Genomic DNA, 14,274 nt, shown 5'->3' with positions numbered 1-14,274 from the left:
TCGGAGCCGTCGGGGCGCAGTCGTACCGGGTGGCCGGGGTGCCGGAACGCTCCCCGGCCTCTCGGCACGGCCGACCGCGCCCCTCGGGCGAGCCACTGAGAAGAGGGGCCGACAGTGACGAGCGCAGCCGAGCAGCGGGCACCGGCCGGGGAGCCGGCCGGGAGCGGGCAACCGGCGGCGGCGAACGGCGCCCGGCGGGCCGTACCACCCGTCCCGGCCGTGTGGCCGGGTGCGCCGACCCCGCTGGGGGCCCGGGTCCGGGTCGGTCCGGACGGGGTCGCCGGCACCAACTTCGCGCTGTGGGCGGCCGGGGCGGAGGCGGTCCGGGTGTGCCTGTTCGACGAGGGCGGCCGGGAGACGCAGCTCCCGCTGACCGAGCTGACGCACGAGATCTGGCACGGCTTCGTGCCGGGCGTGATGCCCGGACAACGCTACGGCTACCGGGTGGACGGCCGCTGGGACCCGTGGACCGGGGCCCGCTGGAACCCGGCCAAGCTGCTGCTCGACCCGTACGCGCGCGCGGTGGACGGAGAGTTCAGCCTGCCGCCGGAGGTGTACGGACACGTCCGGGACTGGCCGGAGCAGCAGGTGGCGGACACCGTGCGCGACGAGCGGGACTCGGCGCCGTACGTGCCCAAGGGGGTCGTCGTCCACGATGACGACGACTGGTCCGACGACCGCCGCCCCAAGACGCCGTGGGCGGACTCGGTCATCTACGAGCTGCACGTCAGGGGTTTCACCAGGCTCCACCCCGGCATCCCCGAGGAACTGCGCGGCACCTACGCGGGACTGGCGCACCCGGCCGCGATCGAGCACCTGGTGCGGCTCGGCGTCACCGCCGTCGAACTGCTGCCGGTGCACCAGTTCGCCCACGAGGACCATCTGCTGCGCCGCGGTCTGAAGAACTACTGGGGCTACAACTCCATCGGCTACTTCGCCCCGCACGCGGCCTACGCGGCCTCCGGTACGACCGGGCAGCAGGTCGGCGAGTTCAAGCGGATGGTGCGCGCGCTGCACGCGGCCGGCATCGAGGTCATCCTCGACGTGGTCTACAACCACACCGCCGAGGCGGGCGAGCTGGGGCCGACGCTGTCCCTGAAGGGCATCGACAACCGCGGCTACTACCGCCTCCAGCACGACGCCCGCCGGTACGCCGACTACACCGGCTGCGGCAACACCCTGCACGTCGTCCAGCCGCAGGTGCTGCGACTGATCACGGACTCGCTGCGCTACTGGGTGACCGAGATGGGCGTGGACGGCTTCCGCTTCGACCTCGCGGCGGCGCTGGCCCGCTCGATGCACGACGTCGACATGCTCTCCCCGTTCCTGGCGGTGATCGCCCAGGACCCGGTGCTGCGCCGGGTGAAACTGATCGCGGAGCCGTGGGACATCGGCTCCGGCGGCTACCAGGTGGGCGCCTTCCCGCCCCTGTGGACCGAGTGGAACGACCGCTACCGCAACGCCGTCCGGGACTTCTGGCGGCACGCCCTGCCCGACGTGCGCGAGATGGGCTACCGCCTCTCCGGCTCCAGCGACCTGTACGCCTGGGGCGGCCGCCGCCCGTACGCCTCCGTCAACTTCGTCACCGCGCACGACGGTTTCACCCTGCGCGACCTGGTGTCGTACGAGACCAAGCACAACGAGGCCAACGGCGAGAACAACCGGGACGGCACGCACGACAACCGCTCCTGGAACTGCGGGGCGGAGGGCGAGACCGACGACGAGCGGGTGCGGACGCTGCGCCGCCGGCAGCTGCGGAACCTTCTCACCACCCTGTTGCTGTCCACCGGCGTGCCGATGCTGGTCGCCGGCGACGAACTCGGCCGCACCCAGCGCGGCAACAACAACGCCTACTGCCAGGACAACGAGATCAGCTGGCTGGACTGGTCGCTGCTGGAGGATCCCGGCTGGCGGGCCCTGTGCGAGCTGACCTCGCGGCTGATCGCGCTGCGCCACCGGCATCCGGTGCTCCGCCGGCGGGCCTTCTTCTCCGGCCGGGCCCAGACCGCGGACGGGCTGCGCGACCTGGCCTGGTTCACGGCGCGGGGCGCGGAGATGACCGAGGGCGACTGGTACGCGCCCGCGGCCACGCTCGGCATGTACCTGTCCGGGCGGGACATCCCGGGGCGGGACGAGCGGGGCGCGCCGGTGGTGGACGACAGCTTCCTCGCGGTACTGCACGCGGGTGACCGGCCGACCGGCTTCGTACTGCCCGGGCCGCCGTGGGCGGAGCGGTACGAGGTGGTCGTGGACACCTCTGCGGAGGAGCAGGCGGAGGCGCCCGGGACGGCCCACCGCGCGGGCGCGCAGATCACGGTGCCGGCGCGGACGGTGCTGCTGCTCAAGGTCGCCTGACACCGCGACGGTGTTGCGCAAGGTCGCCTGACACGGGGCGATGTTGCTGCTCAGGGCCGCCTGACACGGGGGCGGTGGGCTGCTCGGGATCGCCCGGCACCGCGGTCGGTGCTGCTCACGGGGGCCGCCTGAATCCGCGGCCACGGCGGTGCGCAAGACTCCCCAAGGCCTGTGTGCCGACTGTGCGTGACGCAGATCACGCTCTCCGAGTGCAGCGCGGGTGGGGGTCCAGGGCCTTTCCCCTGGTGTAGACAGCCGGCGAGAACGGGGACCGTGGGAATGGAGCAGACCAGGGCCGGTGAGTACGACGCGTTCGTGGCGGCCCGCTGGTCGGTGTTGTTCCATCTGGCCCGTCTGCTCACCGGGGGCGACCGGCACCGCGCCGAGGACCTGCTGCAGGAGTCCTTGGTCAAGCTGTGGTTCGTCTGGCCGAAGGTCGCCGACGAGGCTCCGGAGGCGTATGTGCGCAAGGTGCTGGCGCGAGCCGCGGCCCGTTCGGCCCGGCGGCGCTGGTGGGGTGAGCGGCCCGTGGAGCAGCTGCCCGAGGTGGTGGCGGCCGGCGACGTGTCGGCGACCGTGGCCGAGCGCTCCCGCCTGGAGGCGGCGCTCGCACAGCTGACGCCGCAGCAGCGGGCCGCCGTGGTCCTGCGCTACTACCAGGACCTGCCCGACCGGCAGGTCGCACAGACCCTGGGCTGTCCGGTGGGCACGGCCCGGTCCCATGCCGCGCGCGGGGTGGCCCGGCTGCGCCGGCTCCTGGCCGACGTCATCGAGCCGGTGGGGTGAGGGAGGACCCATGGACCACATGGATCGCACAGACCGCACGGACCGCCTCGACGCCATGGACGGCGTCGATCACCTGGATCACCTGGATCCCTTCGAGCGGCAGCTGACCCGGCTCATGCACCAGGACCGGCAGCCGGCGTCCTTCGAGACCCGGCACCGGGAGGCGCTGCGCGCGGGGGTGCGGACCCGGCGCCGGGTGCGTACGGCGCGCCGGGCCGCCGGTTCGGTCCTGGCGGTGACCGGGCTCGGCCTGGCGCTGTTCCTGTGGCCGCACGGCCACACCGAGGACCGGCCCACGGCACCGCATCCCAGGCCCCTGACCAGCCCGGGACCGACGCCGAGCACTTCGCCGTCGCCGACCGAGTCGCCGAGCACGCCGCCGTCCTCCTCCTCGACGTCCTCGGCGTCCTCGGCGACCTCGGCGACCTCGACGCCGACGGACTTCCCGACGCCGCACGACACCGCGACGGCCTCCGAGCCGCCCGCGACGCGCGGGAGTTCGGCCACCGCCACGCACGAGCCGGCGGCGCCCACCGCCACCGCCCGGGGCGGCAGCACCACGCCGCCCGCCACGGCACCTGCCGGCGCAACCGTCGAGCCGTCGGACGACCCCTCCTCGATGGTCAGCCCGGCCGGCTAGCCCTCTCCGCCGCCCTCCCGCGTGCCTCGCCATGCCCGACACTCCAGAACAAACGGGGAATTACGTGACATACATCCGATCGACCCGGCCACCGGCCCCGGCACCGGCGCCCGGGCTCGCACCCCTGCGGACGCCCCAGGACGAGCCCGTCCTGGACGTGGCCGTGCCGGTGTTCAACGAGGAGAAGGACCTGGAGCCCAACGTCCGGCAGCTGCACACGCATCTGCGGGACACCTTCCCCTACCCGTTCCGGATCACCATCGCCGACAACGCGAGCACCGACCGCACACCGGCCATCGCCGCCCGGCTCGCCGCCGAACTCCCCGAAGTGACCTCGCTGCGGCTGCCCGAGAAGGGGCGCGGCCGGGCCCTGCGGGCGGCCTGGTCGGGCTCCCGGGCGCCCGTGCTGGCCTATCTCGACGTGGATCTGTCCACCGGGCTCACCGCGCTGCTGCCGCTGGTCGCCCCGCTGATCTCGGGCCACTCCGACCTGGCCATCGGCACCCGGCTGGCGCCCGGCGCCCGGGTGGTGCGCGGGGCCAAGCGCGAGGTGATATCCCGCTGTTACAACGTCCTGCTGCGCTGCACGCTCTCCGTGGGCTTCTCCGACGCGCAATGCGGTTTCAAGGCGGTCCGGCGCGAGACGGCCGAGCGGCTGCTGCCCCTGGTGCGGGACGGGGAGTGGTTCTTCGACACGGAGCTGCTGGTGCTCGCCGAGCGGGCGGGCCTCAGGATCCACGAGGTGCCGGTGGACTGGGTGGACGACCCCGACAGCAGCGTCGACATCGTCGCCACCGCGCTGGCGGATCTGCGCGGGATCGTACGGATGCGGCGCAGCCTGGCCCGCCGCCGGCCGGGGCCGGTGACCCGATGACCGCGACCCTGCCCCACCTACGGACGCCGGCCGCCGGAGCCGAGCCCCGTGGCCGGCTGCGGGCCGCCGCCCGCCGCCACGGACCGGTCCTCGCCATGTTCGGCACGCTGAAGCTGGCCGGATTCTGCTCCTTCCTGTATCTGCTGTCCTCCGCCGGGGACTACCGCACCAAGCACCCACGGTTCGGCGGCGGCGCGCACGCCTGGGACGTGCTGGCCACCTGGGACGGCTGGTGGTACCAGCAGATCGCGCTGCACGGCTACGACCCGAAGCTCGTCCCGGTGCCGGGCGCCACCGGCCTGATCACGCTGGAGGGCAACTCGGCGGCCTTCTTCCCGCTCTACCCGGCCCTGATCCGGCTGACCTCGGCGGTCACCGGCCTCGGCTCGTACGGCGCCGGGCTCCTGGTCTCGATCGTCGCCTCCTTCGCCGCCGCCCTCGGCATCTACGCCATCGCCGAGCGGTTCGGCGGCCGGCGGGCCGGGCTCGCGGCGGCCGGGCTGTGGGCGGTGTGGCCGGGCTCGGGCGTGGAGTGGGCGGTCTACTCCGACTCCCTCTACGTGGCCCTGGCCGCCTGGGCCTGCCACGCCGTCCTCACCCGCCGCTGGCTCGCCGCCGGCGTGCTCACCTTCGCGGCCGGCCTGAACCGGCCCACGGCCGCCGCGCTGATCGCCGCGCTCGCCGTGGCCGCGCTGCTCTCCCTGCGCCGCGGCGAGGACGGCGTGCTGCGCCCGGTCCTGGCGATGGCCGTGGCGCCACTGGGGCTGCTCGGCTATCTGCTCTGGGTCGGCAACCGGATGGGCGACCTGGGCGGCTACTTCAAGCTCCAGTCGGGCGCCTGGGCGCACAGCTTCGACTACGGCGAGCAGACCCTGGACGTGCTGACGTCCGTACCGGTGGGCAAGTTCGACTATCTCTTCGCGTATCCCTTCGCGGACGTCATCTCGGTCGGTGTCATCCTGCTCGTGTGCGGGCTGCTGCCCCTGCTGCTGCGGCTGCGTCCGCCGGCGGTGCTGGTCCTGTACACCGTCCTCACCCTCGCCCTGGTCCTCGGCAGCCAGCAGATCGTCGCCAACATCTCCCGTTATCTGCTGCCCTGCTTCCCGCTGTTCCTGCCGCTCGCGGTCGCGATGCGCCGGCTCAGCCTGCCCGTGCAGTGCACGCTGCTGGGCATCGCGGCCCTGGCCTCCGGCTCGTACGCCGGCTATGCGCTGTTCGAGCTGGGGGTGCCGTAGGTGCAGCGCCCGATTCCCGGAAGCATCCCCGATGCGCCCGGACGGAGGGTGGTACTTCAGGGCAGCTACCCGATGCGCGACACGAGGCGCTTGCGGCACTCCGCGATCCGGCGGAACTGCCCCGAGCCGTTGTCCCTGTGGGCGCCCAGCCAGGTCGCGCAGCAGTGTGCGGCCCGGACCGCGTCCGCGTGGGTGAGCGCCGAACGGCACACGCCGAGGAGGACGGGGGCGGCGCTGTCGCGGTCCGCGAAGTGCTCCAGCCACTGCAGGCTGGTACCGATCGCGGCCCGAGTCAGCTCGGCGGGCAGGCCGCCGAGACTCAAGACGGCGGACAGCACCCTGCCGAACTGGGGCGCGTAGGGCGCCGGCCCCATCCATCGCACGGCGATCCCCACCGCGTCCTCCGCCTGCTTCCGGGAGAGCCGGGGATGTTCCAGCATGCGGCCGAGTACGTGGCTGCCCGCCTTGGGGCGGTAACCGGTCGGCAGGGAGGTGTCCGCCCAAGCCAGGCAGCGGGCGTGGAGTTCGTTCAGGACGGCCGGGGTGAGGCCCTCGCTGCCCGTCAGCAGTATGACGAGCACGGCGTAGACGTCGTCGTCCTCGGTGACGTTCCTCAGCACCGAGCAGGTGCGGGAGACGACGCGGTTCCAGGTCGGGGGGAACACCGCTCGGCGGGAGCAGAGCGTCCTCAGCAGACGCAGGCCGTCCGCCTTCCGCAGCGTTCGCAACGTGATCCGGTCGACCGCGCGGTTGGCCAAGGGGTCCAGGCTTCCGGCCGGGACGCAGTCGAGCGCCAGTGCGGTGGACAGCAGGCGGATCCCGCTGCTGTCCCTGGTGTTGCCGTCCAGCCACGTCACCGTCGCCGACACGGCATCGGCGGCTGCCTCCTGCGGTAGGTAGGGCCCCCGGAACAGCGAGGTCAGCATGTAGCTGTTCTGCGGGTCGGCGGGGTTCTCGCGGAGGATGCCGAAGGTCAGACGCAGGAGGCGGGCCGACAGCGCCTCGTCGAGATCGGTCTGCATCAGCAGCGGCTGCACCAGGTTGCGGACCCCTGAGGGCGACGGCTGCCGCTCGTACAGGTCCAGGGCGGCGGCCGCCAAGCCGGGGAGGTCCTCGCTCTCCAGGAGTCTTCTGCGTACCGCCCCGGCGAACACCGAGGGCCACGAGGGGTGTTCCGTGCCCTGCACCTCGAGCCACTCCGGGGTCAGTTCCCGGAGGCAGTCCAGATCGTCGTCGGTCAGCTTGATGTGGGTTTTCAGGAGGCTGGAGTGGAGCCTTCCGGCCTGCGCGTCCGTCGGGTTGTCGCGCAGCCAGACCAGGGCCAGGTGCAGGGCGCGATGCGCGGTCCTGTCGTAGGGGATCGGCGCTGCGACCAGCGCCGCCAGCACGTGCCCCGCGGCCGGTGTCTCCCCGTGGTTCGCCAGCCAGGCGAAGGCGCGCGAGAACACCTCTCTGCCCTGATCCGGCCGGAGGTCCCCGCAGTCGCGCATCCGCTCCAGCAGGGGCGGAAGGATGTAGCTCGTCGAGAGCGCGTCCGGGGCGGTGTAATCGTCGAGCAGGATGTCCACCGCGTCGTGCAACGCCTGGCCCCGCAGCCCCTGCCGGTCCAGGAGCGACTTGACGAGGAACGTCACCTCCGTCGCTTTGCGGTTCTCGAGCCAGCGGACCGCCGCCTGCAGCAGTGCCTGGGCGCGGTCCGCCGGGAGCTGCTGCCCGGTGGGACTCAGCAGAGCGCTCAGGATGAACGGCGCGTGGCGCGTCAGCCCATGCTCGGTGAGCCATTCCCCGGCCATCCTGACGAGCCCGTCGTGGAGCGGTGCTTCGATGGCCGGGTCCCGCAGCAGATGGTTGAGGAGCACATAGGCGTCTCGCGATGTGTGGTGCTTGGCCACCCAGGAGAGGGCGAACGACCTCAGGACGTCGGCCGGCAGAATGTCGTAGGCACGGATGTTGGCGAGCACCTGCCAGGCCCGGTGGCTGAGGCCGTTGCGGATCAGCCAGGACTCCACGATGCCGCGCCGGCGGGCCTCGCCGGCGGGCCGCCACAGGTCGCCGGCGAGCAGCGCGAGCAGGGTGCCGGCCGAGGCGTGCTCCGTCAGCCAGCTCTCGATCTCGTCGGCCTTCTCCTGCCACCACTGCTGGACGCCGTCGGCCAGTGCCACGGCGCGCCTGCCCTCAAGCGGGAAGGTGTCGTTCAGCCGTTCCAGGTTGCGGACCAGGTTCCGCAGGTGTGCGTCGGAGAGCAGGCCCGCGTCGAGCACTTGGCCGAACACGTCCTGGCGTAGGCGCGCGGTGTCGGCGTCGTCGTCGAACAGGACATGGCGCAGGTACTCGTCGGCGATCGAGTCGTGGACGGTCCGCACCTGGTCGCCGTACTTCTCCAGCAGGCCCCAGTCCTGAAGCCGTTCGACCAGGTGCATCTCTTCGGTCGGGTCCAGCAGCCCTGTCTCACAGCGGAGCGCCTCGCTCTCCGACAGCGGTACGGTGACGAACACGGCCGCGCAGGCCACGTACCGCTGCCCGACGGGGCGCGACTCGGATGTCATGCTCCGCGCGCGCGAAGTCCGCAGGTCGGCGTCGGCCAACAGGGCATCCACCCACTGGGCGAACTCCCAGTCCTCCCTCACCGCGGCGTCCGCGCTGTCCAAGGGCTCCCCCTGCTCGACGAGGTCCTCGTAGAGCTGCGCGAGCATCACAGCGATGGCCGGCTGAAGACCGCAGCGCTTCGCGAGCCGCCTCTCGCCCAGCTCGTCCAGGGCCCGCGGCGCGAACTGCCTGAACACCTCGGCCTGGATCCGTGCCTGGTGGCGGGCGTCCGCCGGAACCTGGACCGTCTTGAACACCGTGGTTCTGCGCGCGTTGCCCTCCCGGTCCATCCAGCGCGGCCGGGCGGAGGCGAGCAGCGCCAGGCGCGACCCGTTCTGCTGCGCCCGGGTCAGCAGGCTGCCGAAGTCACCGTTCGGCGGAAGGGTGACCTGATCGAGGTCGTCGAGAACCAGCAGTACCTGGCCGGGAAGCGCCTCGAGGGTCTCCTCCAGCTCCTCAAGAGTCGTGATGCCGGTGAGATGGATCACCGTCCAGCCGTCGTCCGACGCGGTGGCCGCGTTCGCGACCTCCATGCAGATACGGGTCTTTCCGCAGCCGGGAGGGCCGACGAGCAGGACGGCCGGGGGCTGACGGCGGGCACGCCGGCCCGATGACGGCCGGACCGCGTGGGTGAGCCAGTCGAGGATCTGCGCCGGAGTTCCCAGGGTGCCCTCGTGCTCCTCCGGGGTGACGAACGGCAAGCGGTCGGAGATGAGGGCCTGGTGAGTGCGGGCGAGCTGGGACAGGTGGGCCTGGTGGGTGGCCAGCTTTCTGCGGGTGCGGTCCCAGCCGTCGGGCAGCAGCGGCTCGGGCGGCAGCCGGACGCCCGCCTCCTCGAGGAGCCGCTCCCACGCGGGGTCGGCGAGGCCGTCGAAGCCCCTGATCTCGTGCATGCCGGGGCCGGTCTTCTCCAGGTGCAGCTCGAAGACGCCGAGGAGGAGCCCGGACTCGATTCCGAACACCGGTGCTCCGGACATCCCCGTCCAGTGCTCCTCGGGACCCCAGTACGCCGGTGCGTCGTCGAGAGTGACGCGCATGCGACCGCCACCCATGGTGCTGCCGGGGCTCAGGTGTCCCTCCGCCTGGTGCGGCGGGCGCAGCGGCTCCCCGGCGTCGTCCTCCCTGAACTCCACGAAGTGCGGGAACCCCAGGCTCCGGATCCTCACACGATCGATCCCGTGAGCGGCGTGCGTCCGGCCCAGACCGACCGGCTCCACCGCGTCGGGCGGCTCTTCGCAGAACTCCAGCAAGGCCAGGTCCCGCTGCTCGTCGTACCAGACGCGCTCCACCGGGTCCCAGCCCCGGCCGCTCAGCCGGACCTCGCACCGGGGCACGTCCTCGACCACATGGTGCGCCGTGATGACCAGACGGGTGGCTATCCGGTAGCCCGTGCCGAAAGCCTTGGTGTGCGGGTCGTACACCTGGCAGACGCGGGCGGGGTCCAGCACGTCATGACTCGGCATGGGCGGCACGACGGCGTCAGCGCGGCCGACCCGACACCCGGTCCGACGTCTTCACCTGGCCGCCGCTGTCCGTGACGGCGTCAAGGGTGAGGCGAATGGTCTGTACCGCGGACTCGGCCTCGGCCCGCTTGAGGCCTCCCGAGATCACGTGGATCCTGACTCCGCCGTTCTTCTCGTCGGAGCGGCTGATCGTCGTCTGGAGTTCGAGCTCGATGGAGGAGACGAGAAGACGCACGGGATCGCCCTCGGCATGCGTCGCCGCGGTGGCCAGCTCGGCACGGATCGCGTCGAGAGCCGCTGCCAGTCCGACGTCCTCGCTCATCCTCGTCAGCCTCCCCCGTGTGCACCGCATGTCCCAGTGCGTTGGCGCATCAGCTTAGATCAGGCCGTCGAACCCCGACACCCTTGAACTCGCCACCCGCTTGCGTTCTTTCGCGACCGGTGACGGCGTCCGAGGACCTGCTGGGCCGGGCGAAGGACGACAGCGGCGACGAGCCCGACCGGATCGACTTCCCTCTACGCCAGGCTGTCCCGCCACGCCCGGTGGAGGTCGGCGAACCGGCCCGTTCCGGTGATGAGTTCCTCCGGGCGGCCGTCCTCGACGATCCGGCCGTGCTCCATCACCAGCACCCGGTCCGCGATCTCCACCGTGGACAGCCGGTGCGCGATCACCACGGCGGTACGGCCCCGCAGCACCGTCGACATCGCCCGCTGCACCGCCCGCTCCCCCGGGATGTCCAGCGAGCTGGTCGCCTCGTCCAGGATCAGCACCGCCGGGTCGGCGAGCAGCGCGCGGGCGAAGGCGACCAGCTGGCGCTGCCCGGCGGAGATGCGGCCGCCGCGCTTGCGGACGTCGGTGTCGTAGCCGTCGGGCAGGGCGGTGATGAACTCGTGCGCGCCGATCGCCTTCGCGGCCCGCTCGATCTCCTCCCGGGTGGCGTCGGGCCGGCCGATCGCGATGTTGTCGGCGACCGTGCCGGAGAACAGGAACGCCTCCTGCGTCACCATGACCACCCCGCGCCGCAGTTCCGGCATCGCCAGCTCGCGCAGGTCCACGCCGTCGAGCAGCACGCGCCCGGCGGAGGGGTCGTAGAAGCGGGCGAGCAGTTTGGCCAGGGTCGACTTGCCCGCGCCGGTGGAGCCGACCACCGCGACCGTCTGCCCGGCCGGCAGGGTGAGATCGAAGCGGGGCAGCACCTCGCCGCCGGTGCGGTAGCCGAACGCGACCCCGTCGAAGACGACCTCGCGGCCGGGGAACTCGGCGTTTCGGGGCGGGAGTTCGCGGGGTACGGCCGGCTCCGGCACGGACGGCGTCTGCGCCAGCAGACCGGCGATCTTCTCCAGGGAGGCGGCGGCCGACTGGTAGGAGTTCAGGAACATGCCGAGCCGGTCGATCGGGTCGTACAGCCGGCGCAGATACAGCACCGCCGCCGCCAGCACACCCAGCGCCAGCGAGCCGGACGCCACCCGGTGGGCGCCCCACAGCACGATCGCCGCGACCGCCGTGTTGGCCACCAGCCGGGAGCCGACCACATAGCGGGCCATCTCCAGCAGCGCGTCCCCGTTCGTGCGCTCGTGCCGCTCGTTCAGCACCGCGAACTCGGCGTCGTTGGCGGCCTCCCGGCGGAAGGCGCGCACCGGCCGGATGCCGTTCATCGTCTCCACGAACTTCACGATCACCGCCGCGATCGCCGTGGACCGCGCGCCGAACACCCGCCCCGCGCGCCGCCGGTAGAGCCGGACGAGGAGATACAGCGGCACGAAGGAGGCCACGGCGACCGCGCCCAGGCCGAGGTCCAGCCAGAGCAGCATCGCCGAGATGTAGACGAAGGACAGGACGACGGTCACCAGCTCCTGGAGCCCCTCGTCGAGGAGCTCGCGCAGCGATTCGACGTCCGTGGTGGACCGGGAGATCAGCCGGCCCGAGGTGTACCGCTCGTGGAAGTCGATGCTCAGTGCCTGCGCGTGCCGGAAGATCCGCCCTCTGAGGTCCAGCAGCACGTCCTGGCTGACCCGCGCGGAGGTCTCGATGAACGCGAACTGGAGCACGCCGGAGGCGAGGGCGCACAGCAGATAGCCGACGGCGACCACGATCAGCGGGCCGTGCCGGTGGTCCCGGAACGCCGGTACGGCGGTGTCGAGGGCGTACGCCACCAGCAGCGGGCCCGCCTGCACCACCGCCTGCTGGAGCAGCAGCAGGAGCGTGGCGAGCGCGGCCCGGGCCTTCAGGGGCGCGAGCAGCGAGCGCAGCAGGGCCGCCGTGGCGCCGGGCGGGGTGGGCAGGCCGTCCCGGTCGAAGGGGTCGCCCGCGTCCTGGGGGCGGGCGGGTTCGTCGTCGTCGACGGCGGGGATGGAGGCGGTGGTGGTGGTCAACGGGAGTCCTCCTGTTCCCCGGACATCAGGTGGGCGTACTCGGCGTTGCCGCGCAGCAGTTCGTGGTGGGTGCCGACGGCGGCGATCCGTCCGCCCGAGAGCAGGGCCACCCGGTCGGCGAGCAGCACCGTGGACGGGCGGTGGGCCACGATCAGCGCGGTGGTGTCGGCGAGGACCTGGCGCAGCGCGGCCTCCACGGCGGCCTCCGTGTGCACGTCCAGGGCGGACAGCGGGTCGTCCAGCACGAGGAACTCCGGCCGGCCGACCACCGCGCGGGCCAGCGCGAGGCGCTGCCGCTGGCCGCCGGAGAGGCTGAGGCCCTGTTCGCCGACGCGGGTGTCGGTGCCCTGCGGGAGAGCGTGCGCGAAGTCGGCCTGGGCGATGGCGAGAGCCCGGTCCAGCTCCGGCTTCCCGGCGCCGTCCGGGGCACCCATGAGCACGTTCTCGCCGACGCCGGCGGAGAACAGCGTGGGTTCCTCGAAGGCCACGGCGACCTTGGTGCGCAGTTCCGCGCGGGACATCGCCCGGATGTCCACGCCGTTCAGCGTGATCCGGCCGGCGGTGACCTCGTGCAGCCGGGGGACGAGGGCGGTGAGGGTCGTCTTGCCGCTGCCGGTGGCCCCGACCAGTGCCATGGACTCGCCGGGGCGGATGTGGAGGTCGATGTGGGTGAGGAGGGGCGGGGAGCCGGGGGGTGCGTCGGGGTAGCGGAACTGGACGTTCTCGAAGCGGAGACCGTCGGAGGCCGTCCGGCCGTGGGCGGTCGCGCCTCCCCCGCCCGGCCGGTCCTCCGGCACCTCGTCCATCACCTCGAAGTACCGCTCCGTGGCCGTGGCCGCCTCCTGGCTCATCGCCAGCAGGAACCCGATCGAGTCCACCGGCCACCGCAGCGCCAGTGCCGTGCTCAGAAAGGCGACCAGCGTGCCCGCGGACAGGTCGCCGTCGGCCACCCGCACCGCGCCGAGGGCCAGTGCCGCCCCGATCGCCACCTCCGGCAGGGTCACGATGACCCCCCAGATGGTGGCCAGCAGCCGCGCCTTGCGCAGTTCGGTGCCCCGCAGCCGGCCCGACAGTACGCGGAAGGCGCGGGCCTGGCTGCGGTGACGGCCGAAACCCTTGATGATGCGGATGCCGAGCACGCTCTCCTCGACCACCGTCGTCAGGTCCCCGACCTGGTCCTGGGCCAGCCGCGCCACCTCCGCGTACCGCCGTTCGAAGACCACGCAGGTCCACATGACGGGGAGGGCCGGGCCGAGGATGACCAGGCCCAGCACCCAGTCCTGCATCAGCATGATCACCACGCCGACGAGGATCGTGACGCCGTTGACGAGCAGGAACGTCAGCGGGAAGGCCAGGAACATGCGCAGCAACATGAGGTCGGTGGTGCCGCGGGAGAGCAATTGGCCGGACGCCCAGCGGTCGTGGAAGGCGACGGGCAGCCGCTGGAGATGACGGTAGAGGTCCGCCCGCATCTCCGCCTCGACGTGCGACAGCGGACGGGCCACGAGCCAGCGGCGTATGCCGAACAGGGTCGCCTCGGCCGCACCGAGCAGGAGCAGATACAGCGCGCCGAGCCACACGCCCGCCGGGTCGCGGTCCGCGACCGGCCCGTCGACCAGCCACTTCAGGACGAGCGGGATGACCAGTCCGGTGCACGAGGCGACGACCGCGATGAAGGCGGCGGTGAACAGCCGTGCACGGACGGGTCGGACGTACGGCCACAGCCGCAGCAGGGTGCGTACGGCGGAGCGGTCGGTGGTTGCACGTGTCGAGGGCATCAATCGCGAGCGTACGGACCGCCACTGACAACGCCCACCGAGTTTTGGCCGGACCGGGATCGGGCGTTGGTCCTACGACTCCCGGCCCGCTGTCCGTTATTCGGTGGAGCGGCCGTCTGCGGCCCCGATAGTTTGGAGGTTTGCTGTCAGACCCGCACGCCCAGGCGAGCCGAGCGGATCGGGG

Annotated in this window: 8 protein-coding genes and 1 pseudogene; 5 read left to right on the top strand and 4 right to left on the bottom strand. The window is 72.4% G+C overall.

Annotated features, from left to right (window positions below):
* The first annotated feature begins 114 nt into the window (after positions 1–114).
* The 5 genes and pseudogenes from glgX to ACZ7DL_RS29615 all read left to right on the top strand — a co-directional run bounded on the left by glgX (position 115) and on the right by ACZ7DL_RS29615 (position 5,890).
* Complete coding sequence (gene glgX, locus ACZ7DL_RS29635; protein WP_470778740.1) at positions 115–2,355, top strand: glycogen debranching protein GlgX; 2,241 nt, start codon at positions 115–117, stop codon at positions 2,353–2,355.
* Between the two features lie 279 nt (positions 2,356–2,634).
* On the top strand, positions 2,635–3,141 hold the full coding sequence (locus ACZ7DL_RS29630) for a SigE family RNA polymerase sigma factor (protein ID WP_470778738.1): 507 nt from the start codon (positions 2,635–2,637) through the stop codon (positions 3,139–3,141).
* 19 nt (positions 3,142–3,160) lie between these two features.
* Positions 3,161–3,781 carry a hypothetical protein gene (locus ACZ7DL_RS29625; protein WP_470778737.1) on the top strand — a complete coding sequence of 207 codons (621 nt, stop codon included), beginning with the start codon at positions 3,161–3,163 and terminating at the stop codon, positions 3,779–3,781.
* Between the two features lie 73 nt (positions 3,782–3,854).
* A pseudogene (locus tag ACZ7DL_RS29620) lies at positions 3,855–4,628 on the top strand (dolichyl-phosphate beta-glucosyltransferase); the annotation flags it as partial.
* Positions 4,629–4,651: 23 nt separating this feature from the next.
* Positions 4,652–5,890: a glycosyltransferase family 39 protein gene (locus tag ACZ7DL_RS29615; protein ID WP_470778736.1), complete on the top strand. Its 1,239-nt coding sequence runs from the start codon at positions 4,652–4,654 to the stop codon at positions 5,888–5,890.
* Between the two features lie 65 nt (positions 5,891–5,955).
* Here the strand turns inward: ACZ7DL_RS29615 and ACZ7DL_RS29610 are convergent, their stop codons facing one another.
* The 4 genes from ACZ7DL_RS29610 to ACZ7DL_RS29595 all read right to left on the bottom strand — a co-directional run bounded on the left by ACZ7DL_RS29610 (position 5,956) and on the right by ACZ7DL_RS29595 (position 14,090).
* Complete coding sequence (locus ACZ7DL_RS29610; RefSeq protein ID WP_470778735.1) at positions 5,956–9,939, bottom strand: S1 family peptidase; 3,984 nt, start codon at positions 9,937–9,939, stop codon at positions 5,956–5,958.
* A gap of 16 nt (positions 9,940–9,955) precedes the next feature.
* A complete protein-coding gene (locus ACZ7DL_RS29605; protein WP_470778733.1) occupies positions 9,956–10,261 on the bottom strand; it encodes a trypco2 family protein in 306 nt (101 codons plus the stop codon).
* Between the two features lie 194 nt (positions 10,262–10,455).
* Positions 10,456–12,312, bottom strand: a complete 1,857-nt coding sequence (locus ACZ7DL_RS29600) for an ABC transporter ATP-binding protein (protein ID WP_470778731.1) — start codon at positions 12,310–12,312, stop codon at positions 10,456–10,458.
* On the bottom strand, positions 12,309–14,090 hold the full coding sequence (locus ACZ7DL_RS29595) for an ABC transporter ATP-binding protein (protein WP_470778729.1): 1,782 nt from the start codon (positions 14,088–14,090) through the stop codon (positions 12,309–12,311). The genes ACZ7DL_RS29600 and ACZ7DL_RS29595 overlap by 4 nt, the downstream gene beginning before the upstream one ends.
* Positions 14,091–14,274 lie beyond the last annotated feature (184 nt).

It is taken from the genome of Streptomyces sp. NPDC036984 (genome assembly GCF_055607665.1).
Note: the sequence above shows the minus strand (reverse complement) of the source record. Positions and strands in the feature narration are given on the sequence as shown.